Below are 24,360 nucleotides of genomic sequence, written 5' to 3' on the forward strand. Positions count from 1 at the left end.
GAAACACATTATAGTGTGTTATCATGATGAAGCTAACGTACTTTCGTAAAGATTGTACTGTTTATTACAAAAAAGGAGATCGAAGAATGACTCAAACCATTTACGTCTTCGGACACCGGAATCCCGATACAGATTCCCTCTGTTCCGCAATTGCCTATGCAAATCTCAAGAATGAGCTGGGCCAAACCCATGTGCTTCCCGCCCGTCTGGGATCGATTAATAAAGAAACCCAGTTTGTTTTAGATACATTTCACATAAAACCGCCCGTACTGCTTAAAGATGTGAAGCCACAGGTCTCAGATTTAATTCTTACTGATTCCTCGATTGCCAATGAAAATGATTCTGTTTCAAAAGCCATGGAACAGATCATCAACCATCCTGGTCGCTCGCTTCCTGTAGTCAGCGATGAAGGAAAACTTATCGGCATGGTCTCACTTTCTGACATCATCCGGTCGTATACCGATGCCTTTTCAAAATCGATTCTCCGGGATAATAAGACGCCTTTTGACAATATCATCGAGCTGCTTGATGCCCAGGTATACGGGTCTCTCAAATCCGATACCGTCAGAGGCGATGTCTACACCATCACGGAAATCCTGGATGGTCAGAAACTCGGTAATGATGATATTCTGGTGACAGTGCAGCAGACTGCCTATTTCAACCGCGCCTTCAAAACCGGAGCCGGCATCGTCATCGTATCCAACGCCTCGCCGGAAACGCTCTGCTGTATTCCTGATGATTTCAAAGGCGCCGTTTTCATCGTTTCTGCCGGACCGTTTGAAGTCATCCGTCTTCTGTGTCAGGGAATTCCGATCCGAAATTATTACCAGAAAAATAATCTGGAATATTTCATGACCTATGAAACCATCGATGATGTGAAGAAAAACATGATGACTTCCAATCATGAGCAGTTCCCGGTTGTTGATGTGGACGGCCAGGTTATTTCAATCATCTCGAGAAGTAATCTGATCGACTTCAGCCGAAAAAAAATCATTCTCGTGGACCACAACGAACGCGGCCAGTCCATCATCGGAGTCGAGGAGGCCGAAATCATCGAAGTCATCGATCACCACCGCGTCGCTGAAATTCAGACATCCACCCCTTTGTATCTGCGCATCGAGCCACTGGGATGCACATCCACCATTGTCGCAAAAATGTATCATGAAAATGATATCCCCATTTCGAAATCCATGGCCGGCCTGATGCTGAGCGCCATTCTTTCGGATACCCTGTTGTTCAACTCCCCGACATGCACCAAAGAAGACAGAAAAATCGCTGCGGAGCTTGGTGCGATTCTTGAACTGGACATCAAGAGCTACGGTGAAAATATGCTGGTCGCCGGCAGCAACCTGAAAGAAATGCCGCCAATTGAGATCATCACAACCGACATGAAAATGTTCACGATGGGCTCGCATAAAATTGCCGTGTCCCAGATCAACACCGGGGATTTCCGGGGCATCTTCAACAAGCTTGACGACGTCCGGCTGGAAATGAACAATCTATGCCGTCGCGAAAAACTTGACCTATCTATTCTCATGGTGACGGATATCATCATCGGCGGAACGGAATTGATCGTTGCCGGGGAAAACAGAAAGCTCGTGGACCTTGCCTTCGGCCTTCATCCAGATGAATTCAGCAAATTTATGCCTGGCGTCTTCTCCCGTAAGAAACAGATCGTTCCACCTCTTATGAACGCGTCTGCTTACTGAAAACAGCATGTCTGGTGATCAAAATGATAACTCAAAACAAACGGCTTCTTGTCGTCGCTATGCTGTTCTTTCTGATGCTGTCTTTGCCCCTGTTATGTGCTGGCTGCGTCAAAGAAGAACTGGTCAATGATCCGACAACCGGTGAAATCCTGCCAGCTAAAAATATGGCGCCCCTTGTCGACGGACATTATACCGCTTCGACCCGTTATTACGATAACCGGGGATATGCCCAGAAGCTGGATATTGTGGTAAAAAACAATATCATCGCTCAGGCAGAGTTCAGCGAAATCTCCCGAAGTGGTGCGGATCGGCAAACCCTTGAAGGTCCGGACAAAACCTGGGAGGATCTGTCCCCATACACACTGAATTCGCTTTATTTCAGACTGTACAACGGGCTGATTCTTTCTCAGACTCCGGATGAAATTGATGTCGTTTCAGGGGCGACGCAAACATCCGAACGTTTCATTAAACTGTCGGAAGCCGTTGTTGCACAGGGTATGAAAGGTGACACTGAACCACTTGTACTCGACACCTTCGATACCTATACCGTTGTCGGACAGACCGATCCCGATGGCTTCCAGGGAAATATGACCGCTGCCTTCAACGGCTCGAAACTCACCTCGCTGACCTACGACGAAATACGACCTGAAGACGGGAAATCGAAACGTAAATTCACTGATTCCGCTAATAACATTAATTATAGCGTTCTGTTCGATACTTACCTTCACGATACCATTACCACCCAGAGTCTGGACGCGATCACCCCGGAAAATGAACTGCCGCCGGAAAAGGTAAAATACATGGAATGTCTACGCCTGCTGAAGGAATTAAGACTTCCTTTTAGTGCATCTTAATAGTTTCTTGATTTAACTCTCTTTCGGCAAAGCATCTTGACAAATAAGCAATCTATGTTATACTAAGTTATCTGGTTATGCTTTCAATCCAACAATTTTAAATTAAAAGAAGGTGAGAATATGGAAAATAATACTTTTGGTAGTCGATTAAAAGCGCTGCGAATTTCAAAACGGTTAACGCAGGAAAATTTTGCAAATCTTTTTTACTTAAACAAAAGTTCGATCTCTAAATATGAAAAAGATAAAAATTTACCAGAGAACCAATTACTCATTAAAATCGCTGATTTTTTCGAGGTTTCTGTTGACTATTTACTGTGCAGAACGGATCAACCAAAGCTTTTGCCAAGCAATCCCAAGCCGATCACTTGCGAAGAGTTTTTGAAATCCTATGTGTTTTCAGAAGAAGAAATTGACTCGTTTTCTTCTTATTTCTCTTTCCCAGAGAGTTTTAAGCAAGAAGTGTTAGATTTTATTAATTTTAAGAGTTCGAATGGTAAATAGGAAAAAATAAAAACGACAAAGAGAACCTTGTGAAAATAACTTGTTATAAAACTAGAGAGTCTGATCGATCAGGCTCTTTTTTTCGTACCAAAAAAAGCAAAGCACATTAAAAAAACTCGCAAAGCGAGTATTAAATCAGGATTAACAGAAACGGCAATTGCCGGCAAAACAGTTTTTCGATCTGATTCAGATAAGCGTCAGATAGCGGTCTATTTCCCACTCGCTGACCTGACAGCAGTAGGCTTCCCATTCTGCAAGTTTGGCTTCAATGTATTTCTTTTGGGCATGTGCTCCCAGCATATTCATCAGCAACTCATCTTTTTCAAGTTCCTTGATGGCTTCAAACAGATTGTTGGGCAAAGATAAAAGTCCCATCGCTTTTTTTTCTTCACTCGATAAATCGTACATATTTTCAAGTACCGGCGGCGGCGCCGCAATACGGTTCTTAATTCCATCCAGACCTGCAGCCAGGTTTGAAGCAAGTGCCAGATAGGGGTTGACTGACGGATCGGGATTTCTAAGTTCAACCCGGGTTGATGACCCGCGTTTGGCGGGAATCCGCATCATCGGACTGCGATTTTGGGGCGACCAGGCAACCTCCGTCGGCGCTTCAAAACCCGAAACCAGCCGCTTGTATGAATTGACGGTTGGATTTGTCAGCGCTGCCATCCCCAATGCATGTTTGGTCAAGCCGCCAATAAATTGATACGCTTCTTCACTTAACCCGATTGGTCCCTTCGGATCACAGAAGCAGTTTTTGCCATCTTTAAATAGGGAAATATTGGTATGCATCCCGGAGCCCGCGATCCCGAAAACGGGTTTGGGCATAAACGTCGCATGCAAACCGTGTTTCTGGGCAACGACGCGAACCACCATTTTAAACGTCATGATGTTGTCAGCTGCGCTCAGAGCCTCCACGTAACGAAAATCAATTTCATGCTGCCCCGGAGCGCATTCATGATGAGATGCCTCAATTTCAAAACCCATCGCTTTTAATGCCAGCACCATGTCCCGTCTTGCCGGTTCGGCCCGGTCATTGGGCGCCATATCGAAATAGCCGGCGGCATCATTCGTCTGTAATGTTGGATGCCCTTTTTCGTCCAGTTCAAACAAAAAGAACTCCAGTTCCGGTCCGACATACATCGTAAAACCCATGTCGGCCGCTTCTTTTCTGACTTTTTTTAAAATGTTCCTGGGACAGCCGTCAAAAGGTTCGCCGTCCGCTGAATATACATCACAAATAAGCCGGGCAACCTTTCCGCGTTTCTTTTCCCTGGGGAAAAGCATAAAGGTGTTCAAGTCCGGCTTTAAGTACATATCCGATTCTTCTATTCGCACAAATCCATCGATGGATGATCCATCAAACATAATTTCATTGTCTAAAGCTTTCTCCAGATGCTCAACTGGTATGGTGAGGTTTTTCATGATACCAGTGAGATCCGTAAACTGCAAACGGACAAAAACAACTTCTTCATCTTTTACTTTGCTTAAAATAGAATCCTTCGTCAATTTGTCTCTCCCCCTTATTCAGGATCTGTGACTTCTTTTAAAAGATAGGTTAAAGTAAATAAACTGTCTGTGATATTGACATTCTCAACCACAACATCATCAGGAACATCAAGATCGAGCGGGCTGAAATTAAGAATCCCTTTGATTCCGAGATCGGTGACAGTTTTAGCCACTTGCTGTCCGACGCCTCTTGGTACACATAAAATACAGATATCGATATCATGATTTTTAACGAAACCTTCGAGTTCATCCATGTGTTTTACAACTACATTGCCGACAACCGTGCCGACCCTTAACGGATCAACATCGAACGCACCGATTAACATCACGCCTTCGCGCTTGAACCGTTCATAATTCGCAATGGCATGACCCATATTCCCGCTACCGATAATAATACAGGTATAATCACTGTCAAGGCCGAGAATTTCCTTGATAGCTTCCCTTAATTCCAAAACATTGTAACCGTATCCCTGCTGGCCGTAACCTCCAAATGAATTCAAATCCTGTCGAATCTGAGAAGCTGTTAAGCCCATAAGACTTGCTAATTCTTTTGACGATATTTTTTCTATATCATTTAAAAGCAAATCAGTTAAATACTGATAATACTTTGGTAAACGTTTGACGACGGTCATCGATACCTTTTTTGAGAAACGATGCATAATAACTTCTCCTTTCCTGGAAATACTTCGTTAATTATATCAATAGGTATCGTGAACGTCAAATTATTCATTTTAATTTTCCCCTTTTTTTGATAGAATAGGAGTTGGTCATTATAAATGACTGACCAAAATTAAAAACGGGTGAAAATAATGATAATAAATATAGAAAATCTGCACTTCAGTTACGGCATCCATGAAATTTTCAAAGATCTTAATCTGTCAATCAATGAGAAAAAACAAATTGGTCTTGTTGGCAGAAACGGCACCGGCAAATCAACACTGCTGAAACTGCTCACCGGCGAACTCACACCGGACAGCGGCCGGATCAGCAAGAAAAACGGCCTCACCATCGGCTATCTGGCGCAAGAACCGGTGGTGGCTGAAAACATGAATCTGGAAGAAATGCTGACCTCCGTTTTCCAACCATTGATTGATATGGAAAGACGAATCAAACATATTGGCGATCAGATTGCCAAATCCTCCGGTGATGCTCAGGAAAGACTGATCACCGAATTTGGCGAGCTTCAGGAAGCATTTTTAGAACAGAAAGGGTTTGAATACCCCAGTCGCATCCGCGGTATTATTAGCGGGCTGGGATTTAAAACCGACGATCTCCAAAAACCTTTTGGTGTTCTGAGCGGCGGTGAAAAGACCCGGGCTACACTCGGACAGATTCTTCTGAAGGAACCGGAGCTGCTGCTTCTCGATGAACCGACCAACTACCTGGATATAAATGCGCTGCAGTGGCTGGAACAGTATCTCAAAAGCTATCCCGGCACATTTATCATCATTTCTCATGACCGTTACTTCATGGATAAGGTATGCACATCCATTATTGAGGTTTCTCAGCTCAATGTTACCGAATATTTAGGGAATTACACCCATTTTGCTCTAAAAAAGCGTCAGAACATGATCGAACAAAACCACCAGTATCAGCAACAGCTAAAGGAAATCAAGCATCAGCAGGAAGTGATCAATCGCTTTCGGGCGTACAACTCGATTAAAAGCTCGAAACGCGCTTCAAGCCGGGAGAAGGCACTGAGTAAAATCGAACTGATGGACAAGGTTGAAACGGCGCATAACAGTCATTTCAGTTTCGTCCCGCTGGTCCGGAGCGGAAACGACGTGCTGATCGTCGAAGAATTATCAAAATCTTTTGATAACCGGCTGCTCTTTCAGAACATGAATTTCCAAGTACATCGGGGCGACAAAATCGGTATTATTGGTCCCAATGGGGCCGGTAAAACCACGCTCTTCAAGATTATTCAGGGCATCCTGTCGCCGGATTCAGGAACAGTCCGCTTCGGCCAGAAGGTTCATCTGGGCTATTTTGACCAGGAACATCAGGATTTGAAAAAATTCGCCAACGAAAATCTATTGGAAGTCATGTGGGATGTGGACGCAAAACTGTCCGAAGGCGAAATCAGAAATATTCTGGCTGCCTTTTTGTTTGTGGGTGAGGAAGTTTTCAAACCCGTCAATACCCTGTCCGGCGGTGAAAAGGCACGTCTTCTGCTCGCCCGTCTGATGATTTCCCAATCCAACTTTCTGCTGATGGATGAACCTACCAACCACATCGATATGGATACAAAAGAAATTCTGGAAAGTGCGCTTTCCCAATACGAAGGAACTCTGCTGTTTATCTCCCATGACCGTTATTTCCTGAACCGTATTTCCAATCAGATCTACGAGTTCTCAGCCAAAGGCATGGAAATCCATTTGGGCAACTATGATGATTATATGAAACATCAGGCCGACGCTTCAGAACGCGAAGCGCTGCTTGCCGAGAAAAACATGGTCGTTGTGACGAAAACCCAGCAGAAGACAGATCGCAAAAAACAGAAGGAAGAAGAAGCGAGAGTCCGCAAAATGAAGAAGCAGGTTAAAGAGATTGAGGACGCAATTGTCGCCCAGGAATCGGAAATCAAAAAAATCGAGGATCAGATGTGCCTGCCTGATTTTTACGATGATATTGAGAATGCAGCTGGAATTACACGTTTCTACGAGGAAAACAAGCTTAAGCTGGCTGAACTGACCGATGAATGGGAAAACGCCTTAATGGAGCTGGAGGAGCTGTAAAAAGCTGCCGCCGTTTATCAATCAGAGCTGATTTTTTTATGTCTTTGGCGTTTCACAATTACCGATTTAAACTATATTTTGGAGGAAAAACAAAATGGAATTAACAATGGATGAAAAAAGAGTCTTGAATACCGTATTTAAGGATGTAACGGGCACAACCAGAAATACCATGCTCCTTACCCTTTATGCTGCCAAGCCTGCCAATGACGAATCTCCTGATTCTCAGGCACTGATCGCACTTCTCAACGGTCTGATTATTAAACTGGCTGAACTTGAACAGCCGGAAATGGAAATTCTGTTCGCCGGCATCCCCTATGATGTCAACTAACCGTTAAACAGATTATTCATGCAAACGTAAAAGCGAGCACAATCGATGAAACAATTGTGCTCGTTTTTTTACCGTCAAAAAGGCAGTCTCATTTTTGAGACTGCCTTTTATCGATGAAAAATGAATCAGCCAGAAGCTTACATCATTGGCATGCCGCCGCCCATTCCACCTGGCATAGCTGGTGGGTTTTCTTCAGGAAGATCAGCAACCGCTACTTCTGTGGTCAGGAACATTGCCGCAACGCTGGCTGCGTTCTGAATGGCCGAACGAGTAACCTTGGTTGGGTCAATAATACCCGCTTCAAACATGTTGACATATTCGCCTTTAGCCGCGTTGAATCCAACGCCAACTGCTTTGCCTGCCATTTGGGAAACGATAACAGATCCTTCCAGGCCAGCATTTTCAGCAATTTGTCGCATTGGTTCTTCAATGGCTCTGCGGATAATGTAAGCGCCGGTTTTTTCGTCGCCTTCAAGGGTTTCAATCAATTCGTCAAGCTTCGGAATGGCATTGATGTAAGCGGTACCTCCGCCGGATACAACACCTTCTTCAACAGCCGCTCTGGTCGCATTTAAAGCATCTTCAATACGGTATTTGATTTCTTTCATTTCAGTTTCTGTAGCAGCACCAACCTGGATGACTGCAACGCCGCCTGATAATTTTGCCAGACGTTCCTGCAATTTTTCTTTATCATATTCCGAAGAAGTTTCTGGAATCTGAGCTTTGATCTGACGAACGCGTTCATCAACGGTTTCTTTATTTCCAGCACCTTCAACGATGATTGTGTTCTCTTTGTCAATTTTAACCTGACGAGCACGGCCTAATTGTTCGATGGTTACGGATTTTAACTCTAATCCCAGTTCATCAGAAATCACTTCACCGCCGGTCAGAGTTGCGATATCTGCCAGCATGGCTTTTCTTCTGTCGCCAAAACCTGGAGCTTTTACAGCTACGCAGTTAAAGGTTCCTCTTAATTTATTGACAACCAGTGTTGCCAGTGCTTCGCCCTCAACGTCTTCAGCGATGATCAGGAGCTTGCCGCCATTCTGAACAATCTGTTCCAGAACTGGTAAGATTTCCTGAATATTGGAGATTTTTTTGTCTGTGATCAGGATATATGGGTTATCAAGTACTGCAACCATTTTTTCGGTATCAGTTACCATGTAAGCTGACAAGTAGCCACGGTCAAATTGCATACCTTCTGTAAATTCCAGTTCGGTCCCCATTCCCTTGCCTTCTTCAACGGTAATAACACCGTCATCGCCGACTTTTGCCATCGCTTCGGAAATAAGACGTCCAACTTCTGGATCGGCCGCCGAAATAGAGGCAACCTGAGCGATTGATTCTTTAGATTCGACTTTTTTGCTGTTTTCTTGTAATTGTTCGACAACGGAAGCAACTGCTTTTTCAATTCCTTTTTTAAGAACCATTGGGTTAGCTCCAGCAACAACATTTCTGTTACCTTCACGAACAATTGCCTGAGCCAGCAGGGTAGCGGTTGTTGTTCCGTCACCGGCCACGTCATTTGTCTTGGTGGCAACTTCTTTTACAAGCTGTGCTCCCATATTTTCGAATGCGTCTTCCAGTTCAATTTCTTTTGCAATGGTAACACCATCGTTTGTGATGGTTGGTGAACCGTATGATTTGCTTAAAATAACATTTCTTCCTTTTGGTCCCAATGTTACTTTAACAGTATTTGCTAATTTATCTACACCAGTAATCAATGCTGATCTGGCATCTTCATGAAATCTTAGTTCTTTAGCCATGTTTATTTTCCTCCTGAATTTTTAGTTTTATTTTTAAATTGTTATATTATTCTACAATTGCTAAAATGTCGGCCTGGCGAATGATTAAGTATTCTTCCCCATCAATTTTAATTTCACTGCCGGAGTATTTTGAATAGATTACCTGATCATCGACTTTTACATCCAACGGCACTTTTTTGCCATCGACAATTTCTCCAGAACCAACTGCAATAACGGTCCCTTGTTGTGGTTTTTCCTGTGCAGATCCTGGCAAAACAATGCCACCAACGGTTTTAACTTCTTCATCTTTGACTTTAATAACTACTTTGTCACCTAATGGTTTTAAACTCATTTTTTCCTCCATTGATTATATTTGGGTACCACGTACCTTTTATTTTAGTTATTAGCACTCATTCATCCTGAGTGCTAATAGTATTTTAAATGATTACTCCAGTGATTGCAAGCGGTTTTTTTCACTTTTTGAGAATCTTTAAATTTTTTAAGATTGTTTTAAATAATAAAGAGCGTGTCGTTCTCCTTATATAAATGAACACGCTCTTTACCAAATTTAATATTTTTTAAAGACGCAATGATGGCTTCGTTGTGCTTGTCTTTGTTTTTAACGGGTTCCGATTTTCAATCCGGGGATGCCGTTGAGGCTGAGATCGCTGACTACCCCGTTGATATAATTGTAATAGGCCATGGCCCCGATCATGGCGGCATTGTCTGTACAAAGAATGGGGTCCGGATAATGAAGCGACAAACCGGCTTTAGCAGCTTCTTCCGTCATCATTTGCCGCAACAGGCTGTTGCAGGAAACGCCGCCGGCCATGCAGATTTTATCCATCCGGATATGTTTGGCACAATCGATGGTTTTTTTTACCAGAACCTCAACCACCGCCATCTGAAAAGATGCCGCCACATCATTCGGATTGATGGGTTCGTTTTTCATTTTCATGCCGTTGATGTAATTGAGAACGGCCGATTTGAGACCGCTGAAGCTGAAATTGTATTCGCTCTTATCCAGGAATACCCGCGGAAATGCAATCGCATCGAGATTTCCCAACTTCGCCGCCTTGTCGATTGCCGGTCCACCGGGATAGCCGAAACCCAGCACCCGGGAAATTTTATCAAACGCCTCGCCGGCGGCATCATCGATGGTTCTGCCGAGAACCTTGAAAGTCTGATAGTCTTCCACCAGCACCAGATGACTGTGTCCGCCGGATACCACCAATGTCAGAAACGGCGGTTCCAGTTCTGGAAACTGCAGGAAGTTTGCAGCAATGTGTCCCTCAATGTGGTGCACGCCGATCAGCGGCTTGTCGAGACTGTAGGCAATGGCTTTTGCCGCAGACAGGCCGACGAGCAGAGCGCCGATTAAACCGGGTCCGTTTGTAACGCCGATGGCGTCAACTTCAGCCAGCGTCATGTGCGTTTCTGATAGCGCATCGTCGATGATGTAGGGCAGTTTTGTCACATGATTACGGGATGCAATTTCCGGAACCACGCCGCCATATTTTTGATGGATATCAATTTGCGAATAAATACGATTGGTTAATATTTTTCGGCCATCCTCAACGATGGCCACTGATGTTTCGTCACAGGATGTCTCAATGCTTAAAATTTTCATGCTTACCTCAGATCATTAAAATTTACTATTTATCTTGATTCAATACGATCGTTACTGCTCGTAAAGAGCTCAGAGTGGCAATCGCAGATCGCAATAACCAATCAACCGTTTTTAATACAAGTTTTACAACGCTCACTATGATAACTTATTCATCTTATTTTTTCGATAAAGAAACGTGCCGGCAACTGCAGTCGTAAAACCCAGCGGCACCAATGTATAAACCACTATTCGTGTAATCAGGCTGATAAAGAAGGGCTCGGGCACAATCGATATAATCAGGTCGGTATCCGGATCCATTATCCATAAATCGTTTGAGAAGAACAATTGATGAAATAGATTGAATACCGCTGTGAAATTGAAATAGAAACAGCCGCCGATGATGACGAACAGACCGAGATAAACAGCAGCACCCCAAAATAATGATTTGAGTATTACCGACGATTTGTTTGCCAGCAGCGTCACAAGAAGGATGAGCGCCACAGCCAGTGTTATGTCCCGGAGCGACAGAAAAAACAGCAACAGATTTCTGACGTCATCCATATGGGTGATTTCCTTCTCGTTGAAAATCGACACACAAACCGCTTCATGGTTAGCGCTTTTCGACGTCAGTCGTGCCTGAATATCAAAATCAGCCCGATCGCCCTTAAGAAACGAAAGGATTTCGACCACCACCGGCTCCATATCGTCAGGATAAATCCCCGTATTTTCAATGACGTCGTTCGCTTCCATCTGCTGCATGAAAAATTCCTTATTCAGTACCGCGCCTTCGATGGCAGTCACAAAAACGATGAACGGGAACAAAATGCCGAGTATCACAGAAAAAACAGCCATCCATTTTTTACCCAAGACCATGCCTCCACATAATAAAACCATTGACTCCGTTGCCGTAATAGTTCTTTCGGACACCTTCTTTGACAAAGCCGTTTTTTTCATAAAACTTTATGGCTGCGTAATTATCCTCCCGGACTTCCAGGGTCATGCCCAAACAGCCCTTGTGATTGGCAACTGTCAACATTTCATCCAGGATCTGCTGGCCGATGCCGCAATAACGATGCTCTTCCATCACGCCGATGTTGGTAATATGGGCCTCATCGATAATCAGCCAGAAACCGCCGAATCCGATAATCTCGCCATCTTTTTCAGCTACGACATAACTTGACAGCATATTTCTGACATCGTCCTGATAGGATTCCATCGTCCAGTTGTGTTTGAAGCAGTCCTGATCCACTCTAAAAACCCCAGGTGCATCCTGGGGTTTCATTAACCGATAACTGATCGTCATTGCTTATGTTCCTCCGCATAGGAAGGGCGGATATAAACCGGCTCGATGTCCCGATAATGGCTGACATCCCCTTTTAAGGCACGCTCCAGTACCAGAGCTGCAGCAGATGAGGCCCGGTTCATGCTCAGATAATTTGGCACCCTGACGCCTTTGGGACACGCACTCAGCAGTGTTTCAGAAAATCGCGGCAGTCCATCTCCTAAAAAATAGATGGGCTCGTCCTTCTTTTTCAGGAAATCGATGAGCGCATCGATTTCCAATACCGAGTCCGCCAGATCCCGCACCAGGCATCCGTCTTCGAAATGAAAAGCCCCGGTATAGGTTTGATTGCGTTGCGCATCCAAAACCGGGCAGATTATTCCGTCTGCAAAGGGAATATTCATGGCCAGTGCTTCCAGCGTTGAAACGCCCACTACCGGTTTGTTGAGAGCCTGAGCAAAGCCCTTGATCGTTGCCATTCCGATGCGAAGCCCAGTAAATGAACCCGGTCCGGCGACAACACCGAAGACGTCGATCTCCCTGATCGAAAGACCACCGTCTTTCAGTAAATGGTCGATTGAGACCATGAGTTTTTCCGAGTGTTTTTTCTGATGATTGACGATCATCTCGCCAACGAGTTTTTCCTCGTTAAGGATGGCAACTGAAGCCACTATTGTTGATGTATCTACGGTGAGTATATTCATTATTTATCCTTTATTGATTGCAAATTTTCTTTTGATTCGTTCGTCATTATTATTTTGCCAGACTTCTTAACTCCTTGTCAATTTCTTTCAGCATTTTCTCCGAGAAAAAGTCTTCGGGCAGTAATTTCTGGGCCTTATCGAGTGTAACGCCCATTTTGATGGCTAGCTGAAGATATTCACTTGCAAAGGTCTCATCGTCAAAATAATTTCTGAGTACGAACATTGCCTGGTCATTTTCCACCAGATCCTTGATCTTCGAATGAATGCTGACATTCTCATCACGGCCGCCAAACAAGTTTTCAAAGAAGCCCTTTTTCTTCTCTTTACTGTCGACCAGGGTCTCAAAGGTCAGATCATCCAACGGTTCGTCAGAATTGACAAGCGTGACCACTTTGTCGATGGTTTCAGCAGTAAATATGCCCCGGGAATACTCAACGATCTTGCGCAAAGGTGTGTTCTTGAGCATGGCAATCAGGAAGGCATCATCGGTATCCTGGCCCTCTCCCATGATTTCCTTGAAGCCGTCAAGCAGTATCTTCAAGACTTTCTGGCCCCGCTCCGTCCGTTCGAAATCACTGATGTAGGCAAATCGGGTAATGGGTCTGATCAGTTTTTCGGTGATCTCAATCGGATAGACAATGGCCAGATCCCGGCTGGAAGCTCCGATATAGATTTCGTGGATACCCGATTCGTGTTCCCATCGTTTAGTGGTGGGATTGTAAAATGAAAAATCATCCAGTCCGAGGACAAAGCTGACTTCCACGGATTTTCCCGCCGGAACGGTAACTTTTTTGAAACCACGCAACTCTCTCAGCGGCCGTTTGATTTTTGAATTATCCTTGCCTGTATAGAGCTGGACGATTTCCTTGCCATTTAATTTACCCGTGTTGGCGACCCGGCATTTCACCGTAACCGCTCCATCCGAATTCAAAACTAAAGCCGGTTGTTCAAGCTTCTCGTACGCAAAGGTTGTATAACTGAGTCCAAATCCAAATGGAAAGCGGACCTTCTTTTTGGTATAGTCGTAGTAGCGATAGCCGACAAAAATGCTTTCTCCAAAAATTACTTCATCCTGAATTCCCGGGAAATTGATGTAGGATGGCGTATCTTCCAGTTTCATGGGAATGGTTTCCGCCAATTTCCCACAGAAATTATTTTCTCCGAACAGCAGCTTTGCAATGGCGTCACCACCTGCCTGACCACCCAGAAACATTTCAACGATGGCTTTCGGTGCATGTTCCCAGCTCATGTCGATAACGCCGCCGTTTTGAACAATCACCACGGTCTCCGGCTGAACTTTGCATATTTTCTTGATTAATGCAATCTGTTTGTCCGGCAGATTTATATGGGTGCGGTCATACCCTTCGGATTCATCATGATCCGGCAGTCCGACAAACAAAAGAACCAGCTGGGCGTTTTTCGCCAGCTCAACGGCCTGATCTTCCAGATGAGCCTGCTCAACGACTTCGTCGTGAATATAGCCCTGATGCGGAAGAACGCTGATATCATCCCCTGCCAGTATTTTGATATGTTCATAGGGCGAGTCGATATGGTGCGGATTGATTTTTGAGCTGCCGCTTCCCTGATACCGGGGATCAAATGCCATGCTGCCGATGATCGCCAGTCTTTTAATCTTCTTTCGCTCGATCGGCAGAATGCTGTCTTCATTTTTCAAAAGCACCATGCTTTCGACGGCAGCCAGTTTGGCGATTTGATGATGCCCCTTCGTTTCAATATCAACGGGTGCGGCATAAAATCTCCGGTTTTCCTTTGCCAGATAAGAAAACCGAATCAGGCGCTCCACCCTTTCATTCAAAAGCGTTACTCTTAATTTTCCTTCTTTGATGCGGTCGAATATTTTCTGGTTGTTAATGCCGCCATTCCCTGGCATTTCCAGATCCATGCCGGCAACAAGCTCCTTGACCCGATCGTTCACTGCATTCCAGTCAGACATAACAATGCCGTCAAATCCCCATTCGTCACGCAGCACCCTGGTTAAAAAGTAACGACTCTGGGCCACAAATTTACCATTGATGCTGTTGTATGAGCTCATCACCGCCATGGGTTTGCCATCTTTTATCGCGATCTCAAAAGGTTTAAGGTAGATTTCCCGTAGCGCCCGGATATCGATCTTTTCATCGATGGTCATTCGCCGCGTTTCCTGGCTGTTTGCCAGAAAATGCTTGACCACGCACCCGACTCCGTGACTTTTGGCACCAAGAATAAAGCTTTTTCCCAATTGACCGGAAAGAAGCGGATCTTCAGAAAAATATTCAAAATTACGTCCACACAGCGGCGACCGTTTGACATTGATCCCCGGCCCCAGAATCAAATCGACACCGAGCGCTCTTGCTTCAAGGGCGATGGTCTTGCCGATAAATTCAAGCAGCCCTTCATCCCAGGAACAAGCCGAAAGCACTGCCGGAGGGAAGCAGGTTGCCGGTTTTCCCTCGGCAACACCGAGACTGTCATCCCCTTCCTCAACCCGCATTCCGTGCGGACCATCAGCCATCATCACTGGCTCAATGCCGTACTTGGGATAACCCACGGTCTCCCAGCCGGTATTGCCCGAGCAGAGCGATACCATTTCTTCCAGACTCATATTCCTTCTGATTTTTCTAACCAGTGTTTCATCCATAATAATCTCCTTAGTGGATTAACCAAAGAATTTTTCATTCATTATAGATTCAAATCATATTTGTTTTTTACCCAATCGACTATTTTTTACTCATTGACAGAGATTTTAATGCGCATGCATCCACAGCGGAAATAACTGCGTCTCTGAAACCTTTTGCCTCCAGAACGCGAACGGCTTCAATGGTGGTGCCGCCAGGTGTGCAGACCTGATCCTTCAATTTGCCAGGGTGCTCTCCGGATTCCAGAACAAGCTTTGCGGAACCGTAAACAGCCTGAGCCGCCAGCCGATAGGCCTGATCCCGCGGAAAGCCATGCAGCACGCCGGCATCCGCCATTGCTTCAATAAAGATCATGACATAGGCAGGCGCCGAACTGGCTATTCCGGGAACAACACCCATCAGTTTTTCACTGATGATTTCCGTTTTCCCGAAACTGTCAAAAATTGCCAGAACATCGGCAATATCTTCTTTTGTCATCAGATCATCCGGACAAACGGTGGAGTCAGATTCACCGACAAAAGCCGGAGTGCTGGGCTGGGTTCTGACTACCTTGATGTTCTTTCCCAGAATACCCTTGACATCATCAAAACCAACGCCAACTGCGATGACAATGATAATGGCCGCCGGTTTGACGCTTTTTGCAATTTCTTCGAGAATTTGTGCATATAAAAAGGGCTTAATCGCCAGAACCAGATAATCGACTTGCGCTGCCACTTTCACATTGGAATCCTGTATATTAACACCAAAATCTTTTGCTACCTGTTCTCTTGCCGCAGCCGCTGGATCATAGCAGACGATGTTTTCCGGATCAAACAGTTTACTTTTTGTCAAGCCGCCGATCATGGCTTTCGCCATGTTTCCGCAACCGATAAAACCGATCGTTTTTTTCATTTATTGCTCCACTTCTATTAAATCAATTAAAAGATTCAAATTGTTATTTTATTACTGTACTTCTATTTTAGACTTTAATTCAACTCAGTGCAATTCTAAAATAGAAAAACCCATTAATTTCTTAAATTAATGGGTTTTAAACAGTCTGCAAAGCACTAATGCCGTCCCAACAATCGATTAACAATTGGTCGGTCCTGGATTAAAATACTATTCTAATTAAACTTTGCAATATCCGAGCGGTATTGTACCCCTTCAAAGTGAATCTTGCCGATGTTGTCATAAACGGTTTTGCGGGCTGCCTCACGGCTTTCACCGAGCGCCGTTACGCAAAGCACACGGCCCCCATTGGTCAGAAGCTTACCGTTAACCAGTTTTGTTCCGGCGTGAAAAACGACACAGTCCTTAACATCTTCGATGCCGGTGATGACTTTTCCTTTTTCATAGGAACCCGGATACCCGCCAGAAGCAAGCACCACGGTTACAGCTTCTTTTTTGCTCCATTTAATTTCGCATTCGGCCAGTTTTCCGTCAATGACAGCATCCATGATATCGACCAGATCCGATTCCATCCGCATCAGCACACTTTGGGCTTCCGGATCACCGAAGCGTACATTGAACTCAAGCACTTTCGGCACGCCGTTTTCGATCATCAGACCGATGAACAGAATTCCCCTGAAATCCATGTCATCAGCGATGAAGCCGTTGATGATGGGATCGAGGATTTCAGCTTTAATCCGTTTGTTCAGCTTTTCATCCGCGAATAACACATTGGGCGAATAGGTCCCCATTCCACCGGTATTCAGACCCTCATCGTTGTCAAAGGCACGTTTGTAATCCTGGGCGCTTTCCATCGGGACAATGGTTTTTCCATCCACAAAGCAGAGCATGGAAGCTTCCTGACCGGTGAGAAATTCTTCAATCACCACCTTGTCTCCGGCTTCCCCGAATTCTTTCTTTTTCATGATCATTTCCATGCCTTCGCGGGCATCCTGCTCATTTTCGACGATAAGAACACCTTTACCGGCAGCCAGGCCATCGGCCTTGATGACCATGGGATAACCATAGATGCCCAGATCTTTGATGATTTCATCGTATTCGGTGTATTCTTTATAAGCAGCCGTCGGAATGTTGTGTCTGAAAAGAAATTCCTTGGTGAAGGCCTTGCTGCCTTCAAACTGGGCGCACTGTTTGTTGGGGCCAAAAACTTTCAGGCCTTCCGCCTTAAAAGCATCCGCCATCCCCATGACCAGCGGCACTTCTGGACCGACGACAGTCAGATCGATGTCATGTTCTTTTGCAAAGGCAAGACAACCGGGAATATCTTCCCCGGATAAGTCCACACATTCCGCCAGTTCAGCCATTCCGCCGTTACCCGGAATGGCATATATTTTGTCAACCTTTGGACTCTGCGCTAATTTCCAGGTCAGCACATGTTCCCGTCCGCCGGATCCGATCATCAGTATTTTCATCTGTCTCTCCCTCAATATATGAATTTTTGATTATGCCTTGATGCCGTCATTAATCAGTGTTTGAAATGTCGCATGCCGGTAAAGATCATCGCGATTCCGGCCTCGTCACAGGCCTTGATGGAATCCTCATCTCTTCCCGCACCACCCGGTTGAATAATGGCAGTAATCCCTGCCGCTGCAGCTGCTTTGACGCAATCATCATATGGGAAGAAAGCATCCGATGCCATCACCGAGCCTTTTACAGTATCGCCGGCCAAACCGATGGCAATTTCCAGAGCGCCGATACGGTTGACCTGTCCCGGGCCGTTGCCGACCATGCATTTATTCTTGGCCAGGCTGATTGCATTGGATTTAGTATTTTTAACCGCTTTCCAGGCAAACAGCAGATCCACCATTTCTTCCGGCGTCGGCTGACGTTTGGTTACCACTTTCAATTCGTTGTATAGCTGGGTATCCCGTTCCTGAACCAGCAGCCCGCCGAGAACTTTTTTCATTTCATAACCCGGTTCACTGTAGGTGATGTCAGCAAGTTCCAATAATCGCAGATTCTTTTTCGCCGCCAAAATCTCCTGCGCTTCTTTGGAAAAGCCGGGTGCCACGATAATTTCAAGGAATATTTTCACCATTTCACTGGCTGTTACCGCATCGATTTCGCGGTTTGAGGCGATGATTCCGCCGTAGATGGAGACCGGATCGCTTTCATAAGCTTTTTTATATGCCACCGAAATTTCGGGATCGCTGGCGATGCCGCAAGGGTTTGCATGCTTGACAGCGACAATCGTCGGTTCTGCATCGCCGTATTCCTTCAGAATTTCCAGAGCGCCGTTGGTGTCGTTGATATTATTGTATGAAAGCTCTTTTCCCTGCAGCTGTCTGGCTGAGGTCAAAGCGCCTTTCACCGGAACGACTTCACCGTAGAAAGCGGCATTCTGGTGAGGATTTTCGCCGTATCGCATATCCTGAACTTTTTCGAATGTCATCGTGATGGTGTCGTTGAGCACTTCGCCGGCCACTCTTTTTCTCAGGTAATCGGCAATCATTGTATCATAATTGGAAGTTGTTTCGAAGACCTTAAGGGCCAGGCTGTATCGTGTTTCAAAGGTTGTTTTGCCGTCTGCTTCCAGTTCCGATAGAACCAAAGCGTAATCTGCCGGATCGACAACGACCGTGACATCGTTGAAATTTTTTGCTGCGGAACGAAGCATCGTCGGTCCGCCAATGTCGATATTTTCAATGGCCTCTTCAAAAGCAACCCCTTCTTTCAGGATGGTGTTTTTAAAGGGATAAAGATTGATGACTAGCAAATCGATGGGGGTGATATCCAAATCTTTCATTTGTTTCTGATGGCTGGGGTTATTTCGGATTCCTAAAATTCCGCCGTGAATTTTAGGATGCAGCGTTTTAACTCGTCCATCCAGACACTCCGGAAATCCGGTGACTTCCGAAACACCTGTGATGGCAAGTCCGGCTTCTCTCAGGGCTTTCGCAGTTCCTCCGGTTGAGAGGATTTCCCATCCCATGTCAGCCAATTTTTGGGCAAATTCCACAATTCCGCTTTTATCTGATACACTCAACAATGCTCTCATTTTTTCCTCCAAAATTAAATTACTTTTAGATATTTGCGAAACTGCCATAAGTTTCGCTGCCGGTTTGCGCGAACCAATGTGTACACTGTACGGCGGACAGTTCTTCGAACAGTTCGCCTACACGTTACCAAATTGGTTGCGAAAACCGACATCGAAACAACTTTTGTTCGTGTCTTTAGCATTTTTCGCAGTGACCTATAAATTACTTTAACAAGTTACCGTTTTTCTATACCAAACGTTTTTTTACGATCCGTCCGTCAACAACCAGTTCATCGAGACAGAAAGCTTTTACCGCTGCCGGCAAAAGGGTGTGTTCAACTTTTAGCACCTTCTTTTGGATCGAATCCGGCGTGTCATCATCGGCGACCTTGACGGTTTCCTGGGCGATGATGGGGCCGCCGTCCGCAATTTCATTGACAAAATGAACTGTCGCACCGGTGACCTTCACGCCGTAATCAATTACCGCCTCATGGACATGCATGCCATAAAAGCCTGCCCCGCAAAATGAGGGAATCAGAGCCGGATGGATGTTCATGATGGCATTGGGATAGGCTTTTACGAATGTCGGTGTGACGATTTTCATATAACCCGCCAGCACGACCAAATCCACCCCATAGCCCTGCAGCACTTCGATGATTTTTGCATCAAATTCCGCATTGGATGCATAACCTTTCGGATTCAGGGCAACGGCCGGTATTCCCGCCGCTTCTCCGCGTTTTAAGCCGAAGGCATTGCGATTGTTGGAAATGACCACGACGATTTCTCCGTATTTCTGATGAACGGAATCAATCAGCGACTGAAAATTGGTGCCGCCGCCAGAAACCAGAACCCCGATCTTTTTCAACGGTTTTACAGACATAAATCGATTTTTTCCTCTCCCTTGATAATTGAACCAAGAACAACCGGTTTTTCACCCTTCTTTTCCAGTCCGGAAATGAATTCATCAACCTTGCCGGCTGGTAAGACAGCCACAAGACCAATACCCATATTGAAGGTAGCATACATGCTTTCAGCCGGTATTTTTCCAGCCGCCTGGATGAAATCAAAAATCGGCAGTGGCTTGATGACTTTGGCATCGACCTTGGCGCATAGTCCATCGGGAATCATGCGCGGGATGTTTTCATAGAATCCGCCGCCGGTAATATGGCTCATCCCTTTGACACCGCAGGGTTTGATTAAATCAGATAACGCCTTCACATAGATGCGGGTCGGTGTTAAAAGTGCTTCGCCCAGCGTCATGCCCAAATCTTCCACATAAGTGGTCACATCCAGGGACAGGTCTTTAAACAATACTTTTCGGACCAGCGAAAAACCATTGCTGTGCGTTCCGGAGGAAGGCAGTCCGACAAGAACATCGCCTTCAGCAATACCGGCGCCGGTAACAATATCGTCCTTTTCAACAATGCCGACAGCAAAGCCGGCCAGATCGTATTCATCAAGATCATACATGTCCGGCATTTCAGCAGTTTCCCCGCCGATTAACGCCATTCCCCCCTGGATACAGCCTTCACTGATCCCTTTGACGATGGTTGCTATTTTTTCAGGATAGTTTTTGCCGCAGGCGATGTAGTCCAAAAAGAAGAGCGGTTTTGCTCCCTGGCATAAAATGTCGTTCACGCACATGGCTACACAGTCAATCCCAATGGTATCATGCTGATCCATCATGAATGCAAGTTTTAATTTCGTGCCAACGCCATCGGTTCCGGATACCAGGACCGGTTTCTGATAGCCTGCCGGAAGCTCAAATAAGCCTCCGAATCCACCCAGGTGAGACAGAACCTGGGCATTAAAGGTGCGTTGAACGTCTGCTTTCATCAGCTTGACGGACTCGTAACCGGCTTCCACATCCACTCCTGATTCGCGGTATGCATCTGTTTTTATCTGTTTATCTGACATCATTTCCTCCAATTATTGTTGTTTTTTCTATTCGTTGGCTTGTAAAATGGGTACTTCCATGGGGTATTCCCCGTCAAAGCAGGCTCTGCAGAAGGTTGTTTTTCCGCCAACAGATTCCGTCAGCCCTTCAAGTGAAATGTAGGCCAGAGAATCCGCACCCAGTATTTCCTGTATTTCTGCAACGGTCTTCTTGGCACCGATGAGATATTTCCGGCGCGGTGTATCAATCCCGAAATGACAGGTATGGGCAACTGGCGGACTGGTCACACGGAAGTGGACTTCCTTTGCTCCGGCCTGTTTAAGGATATCAACCAAACGTTTGGATGTCGTTCCCCGGACAATGGAGTCATCAATAATGATGACGCGTTTACCCTGAACACATTCTTTTAAAGGATTAAGCTTGATTCGTACCCCTTCTTCTCTAAGTTTCTGATTCGGCTGAATAAAAGTCCGGCCGATGTATTTATTCTTAATCAATCCGACACCGTAGGGAATCCCGGACGCTTCGGCGTATCCGATTGCCGCTGGAATACCCGAATCCGGCACTCCAATGACGATATCTGCATCAACGGGATTCTCCTTCGCCAGGATTTCTCCCGCCTTATGACGTGCCGCATAAACGGAAGTTTCATCCATGACTGAATCCGGACGGGCAAAGTAAATCAGTTCGAAAATACAGGCTTTCTTCTTGACCCAGTTGTTTTGTCCATAACTTGTCAGGCCATTTTCGTCGATGACCACAATTTCACCAGGTTCAACATCGCGAATCAGTTCCGCACCGATTCCATCCAGGGCACAGCTTTCAGAGGTCAGGAAATAATCATCATCCTTTTTTCCGATGCAGAGCGGACGTAAACCATAGGGATCACGGACACCCACCAATTTGTCTCCCATAGTGATGACCAGGGCATACGCCCCCTTGATGATTTCGACCATACGCTGAATGGCTTCGATCATCCCGTGGCGCAGGCCTCTGGCGATAATATTAACCATGACTTCCGTATCAATGGTGGTCTGGAAAACGACACCGGAGTCTTCAAGCATCTCACGCAGGGCATTATCATTGATCAGATTACCGTTATGTGCCAGGGCAATCTGGCCGGTGCTGTGATTAACGGTCAACGGCTGTGCATTGGTTACCCCTTCATCTCCTGATGTTGAATAACGCACATGGCCGATGCCGATGTTCCCTTTCATCTGTTTCAGAGCGCCGTTTTTGAAGGCCTCACTGACCAGTCCAACTTCTTTGTGTGTTTGAATTTTACCGTCTCTGTTTACTGAAATACCGGCACTTTCCTGTCCTCGGTGTTGAAGTGCGTAAAGGCCGTAATAAATATAAGAAGCACAGTTATTCTCTTTGGATTTGAGATAAGCCCCCATTATTCCACATTCATCATGAAATTTATCATTTAACATTGGTGTGTTGTTTCCTCCAGGTATTCTAATGAATTTTTTACCCTAATCATTATTTTTTCAACCATTTGTTTCCAAAACAGGTGTTTAAAAGATGCGTGAAATTTATGACTGAACCCGTTTTAACATTTCTACATAGGCACCTTCAACATTGCCAAGATCTCTTCGGAAACGATCCTTGTCCAGTTTCTCGTTGGTGTTCACATCCCAGAAACGGCAGGTGTCGGGCGAGATCTCGTCCGCCAGCACAATCTGACCATCATTGGTCTTGCCGAATTCGATTTTGAAGTCGATGAGGTTGATGCCTTTTTCAAAGAAATAAGGTTTTAAGATGTCGTTTATTTTATACGTCATGTCCCGGATGGTTTCAATTTCTTTTGCGGTGGCAAGCTCCATGGCAATAATATGGGAATCGTTGATCATCGGATCACCGAAATCATCATTCTTGTAGCAGAATTCGAAAATCGGGGTTTTCAGCTTCTTTCCTTCTTCCAGGCCAAGACGCTTGCAGACCGAACCGGCTGCCGTGTTGCGGATGATGACTTCCAGAGGGAAGATGGTTACCGCCTTAACCAGCTGCTCCGAATCCGATAAAAGTTTGATGAAATGTGTCGGGATGCCTTTTTCTGCCAGCATCGTGAAAATCAGTTCGGTCATCTTGTTGTTGATCACCCCTTTTCCCATAATGCTGCCTTTTTTCTCGCCGTTGAATGCGGTTGCGTCATCCTTGTACGCGATGATGAATTCGTTTGGATCTTCGGTTTTAAAAACTTTTTTAGCCTTGCCTTCGTACAGTTGTTCTAACTTTTCCATCTTAATCTCCTTAATTCTCTTTTGAATATTTTTGATGTGAATACTTTATTACACGTGCCCGCAAGCACTGAAATGAACCATGTATTATAGAATTTCCTGAATCTTTTCGTTTTTTGCAATCACTTCATCGTTGAGCTGAATCTTAAAAGCTTTCATTTTTTTGCGGATTTCCGGATATTTGATCGACAGGATTTGAGCAGCCAGAATGCCGGCATTTTCAGCCCCATTCACAGCCACCGTTGCCACCGGGACCCCGGACGGCATTTGAACGATGGACAGCAATGAATCCAGTCCGCCCTGAAAAGAGGTCTGAATCGGAATGCCGATGACAGGCAGGGGTGTGATTCCGGCAATGATTCCGGGCAGATGGGCGGCTTTTCCTGCTGCCCCGATGATCACTTCAATGCCGCGTTCTTCGGCTGTGCTCGCATATTCAAAAATCTGTTGCGGATTTCTGTGGGCTGAAATAACCTGAACATCATACTCGATGTCAAATCGTTCCAAAGCAATCAGACATTTTTTTACCACGTCAAAATCGGAATCGCTTCCCATAATAACAGCAACTTTAGGTGTGTCCATTTTTTTCTCCTTCTGGTTTGAAATTTCTTAGATAATTACGAAATACATAAAGCACGAACAGAAGTGCTTTGATGGCGGTTTTCGCAATCAATTTGGTA

The 24,360-nt window shown here is 45.3% G+C and carries 22 protein-coding genes; 5 read left to right on the top strand and 17 right to left on the bottom strand.

The features are described from left to right. The first annotated feature begins 86 nt into the window (after positions 1-86). From GH808_RS00120 to GH808_RS00130, 3 genes are all read left to right on the top strand, one after another. Positions 87-1,709, top strand: coding sequence for a putative manganese-dependent inorganic diphosphatase (locus tag GH808_RS00120; protein WP_186840772.1), 1,623 nt, complete (start codon positions 87-89; stop codon positions 1,707-1,709). 23 nt (positions 1,710-1,732) lie between these two features. Then, entirely contained in the window at positions 1,733-2,563 is an 831-nt protein-coding gene (locus GH808_RS00125; protein WP_186840773.1) for an FMN-binding protein, read from the top strand. A 120-nt stretch (positions 2,564-2,683) separates the two neighbouring features. Further along, positions 2,684-3,064, top strand: a complete 381-nt coding sequence (locus GH808_RS00130; RefSeq protein ID WP_207722215.1) for a helix-turn-helix domain-containing protein — start codon at positions 2,684-2,686, stop codon at positions 3,062-3,064. Between the two features lie 186 nt (positions 3,065-3,250). On the opposite strand, the gene glnA is transcribed toward GH808_RS00130, so the two are convergent. Beyond that, on the bottom strand, positions 3,251-4,573 hold the full coding sequence (gene glnA, locus GH808_RS00135) for a type I glutamate--ammonia ligase (protein WP_186840774.1): 1,323 nt from the start codon (positions 4,571-4,573) through the stop codon (positions 3,251-3,253). Positions 4,574-4,587: 14 nt separating this feature from the next. Then, positions 4,588-5,232 carry a redox-sensing transcriptional repressor Rex gene (locus tag GH808_RS00140; RefSeq protein ID WP_186840775.1) on the bottom strand — a complete coding sequence of 215 codons (645 nt, stop codon included), beginning with the start codon at positions 5,230-5,232 and terminating at the stop codon, positions 4,588-4,590. A gap of 150 nt (positions 5,233-5,382) precedes the next feature. On the opposite strand from GH808_RS00140, the gene GH808_RS00145 reads away from it, so the two are divergent. Beyond that, positions 5,383-7,311, top strand: a complete 1,929-nt coding sequence (locus tag GH808_RS00145; protein WP_186840776.1) for an ABC-F family ATP-binding cassette domain-containing protein — start codon at positions 5,383-5,385, stop codon at positions 7,309-7,311. Positions 7,312-7,405: 94 nt separating this feature from the next. Then, positions 7,406-7,639, top strand: a complete 234-nt coding sequence (locus GH808_RS00150; RefSeq protein ID WP_186840777.1) for a hypothetical protein — start codon at positions 7,406-7,408, stop codon at positions 7,637-7,639. Between the two features lie 137 nt (positions 7,640-7,776). Here GH808_RS00150 and groL read toward each other — a convergent pair whose 3' ends face one another. The 15 genes from groL to purE all read right to left on the bottom strand — a co-directional run bounded on the left by groL (position 7,777) and on the right by purE (position 24,262). After that, positions 7,777-9,405, bottom strand: coding sequence for a chaperonin GroEL (gene groL, locus GH808_RS00155; RefSeq protein WP_186840778.1), 1,629 nt, complete (start codon positions 9,403-9,405; stop codon positions 7,777-7,779). A gap of 46 nt (positions 9,406-9,451) precedes the next feature. Further along, positions 9,452-9,736 carry a co-chaperone GroES gene (gene groES, locus GH808_RS00160; RefSeq protein WP_186840779.1) on the bottom strand — a complete coding sequence of 95 codons (285 nt, stop codon included), beginning with the start codon at positions 9,734-9,736 and terminating at the stop codon, positions 9,452-9,454. A gap of 267 nt (positions 9,737-10,003) precedes the next feature. Continuing rightward, positions 10,004-11,014, bottom strand: coding sequence for a tRNA (adenosine(37)-N6)-threonylcarbamoyltransferase complex transferase subunit TsaD (gene tsaD, locus GH808_RS00165; protein ID WP_186840780.1), 1,011 nt, complete (start codon positions 11,012-11,014; stop codon positions 10,004-10,006). 135 nt (positions 11,015-11,149) lie between these two features. Continuing rightward, the gene (locus GH808_RS00170) at positions 11,150-11,860 is read right to left on the bottom strand and encodes a TIGR01906 family membrane protein (protein ID WP_186840781.1); all 711 of its coding nucleotides are present in this window, start codon (positions 11,858-11,860) and stop codon (positions 11,150-11,152) included. Continuing rightward, positions 11,853-12,296, bottom strand: coding sequence for a ribosomal protein S18-alanine N-acetyltransferase (gene rimI, locus GH808_RS00175; RefSeq protein WP_186840782.1), 444 nt, complete (start codon positions 12,294-12,296; stop codon positions 11,853-11,855). Before rimI ends, GH808_RS00170 begins: the two co-directional genes overlap by 8 nt. Beyond that, positions 12,293-12,979, bottom strand: coding sequence for a tRNA (adenosine(37)-N6)-threonylcarbamoyltransferase complex dimerization subunit type 1 TsaB (tsaB, locus tag GH808_RS00180; protein WP_207722216.1), 687 nt, complete (start codon positions 12,977-12,979; stop codon positions 12,293-12,295). Before tsaB ends, rimI begins: the two co-directional genes overlap by 4 nt. 49 nt (positions 12,980-13,028) lie before the next feature. After that, positions 13,029-15,617: a beta-glucosidase family protein gene (locus tag GH808_RS00185; protein WP_186840783.1), complete on the bottom strand. Its 2,589-nt coding sequence runs from the start codon at positions 15,615-15,617 to the stop codon at positions 13,029-13,031. 79 nt (positions 15,618-15,696) lie between these two features. Next, positions 15,697-16,506, bottom strand: a complete 810-nt coding sequence (gene proC, locus GH808_RS00190) for a pyrroline-5-carboxylate reductase (protein WP_186840784.1) — start codon at positions 16,504-16,506, stop codon at positions 15,697-15,699. A gap of 212 nt (positions 16,507-16,718) precedes the next feature. After that, complete coding sequence (gene purD, locus GH808_RS00195) at positions 16,719-17,975, bottom strand: phosphoribosylamine--glycine ligase (protein ID WP_186840785.1); 1,257 nt, start codon at positions 17,973-17,975, stop codon at positions 16,719-16,721. Positions 17,976-18,028: 53 nt separating this feature from the next. Beyond that, a complete protein-coding gene (purH, locus tag GH808_RS00200) occupies positions 18,029-19,561 on the bottom strand; it encodes a bifunctional phosphoribosylaminoimidazolecarboxamide formyltransferase/IMP cyclohydrolase (protein WP_186840786.1) in 1,533 nt (510 codons plus the stop codon). Positions 19,562-19,787: 226 nt separating this feature from the next. Beyond that, complete coding sequence (gene purN, locus GH808_RS00205; protein WP_186840787.1) at positions 19,788-20,420, bottom strand: phosphoribosylglycinamide formyltransferase; 633 nt, start codon at positions 20,418-20,420, stop codon at positions 19,788-19,790. Then, positions 20,411-21,457 (bottom strand): phosphoribosylformylglycinamidine cyclo-ligase, encoded by a 1,047-nt coding sequence (gene purM, locus GH808_RS00210; RefSeq protein ID WP_186840998.1) that lies wholly within the window; start codon positions 21,455-21,457, stop codon positions 20,411-20,413. Before purM ends, purN begins: the two co-directional genes overlap by 10 nt. A 27-nt stretch (positions 21,458-21,484) precedes the next feature. Next, positions 21,485-22,873, bottom strand: coding sequence for an amidophosphoribosyltransferase (gene purF, locus GH808_RS00215; protein WP_186840788.1), 1,389 nt, complete (start codon positions 22,871-22,873; stop codon positions 21,485-21,487). A 102-nt stretch (positions 22,874-22,975) separates the two neighbouring features. After that, positions 22,976-23,683: a phosphoribosylaminoimidazolesuccinocarboxamide synthase gene (gene purC, locus GH808_RS00220; protein WP_186840789.1), complete on the bottom strand. Its 708-nt coding sequence runs from the start codon at positions 23,681-23,683 to the stop codon at positions 22,976-22,978. Between the two features lie 84 nt (positions 23,684-23,767). Next, complete coding sequence (gene purE, locus GH808_RS00225) at positions 23,768-24,262, bottom strand: 5-(carboxyamino)imidazole ribonucleotide mutase (protein WP_186840790.1); 495 nt, start codon at positions 24,260-24,262, stop codon at positions 23,768-23,770. Between the last annotated feature and the right edge of the window lie 98 nt (positions 24,263-24,360).

The sequence above is a fragment of the Acetobacterium fimetarium genome (genome assembly GCF_014284475.1).
GTDB lineage: Bacteria > Bacillota > Clostridia > Eubacteriales > Eubacteriaceae > Acetobacterium > Acetobacterium fimetarium.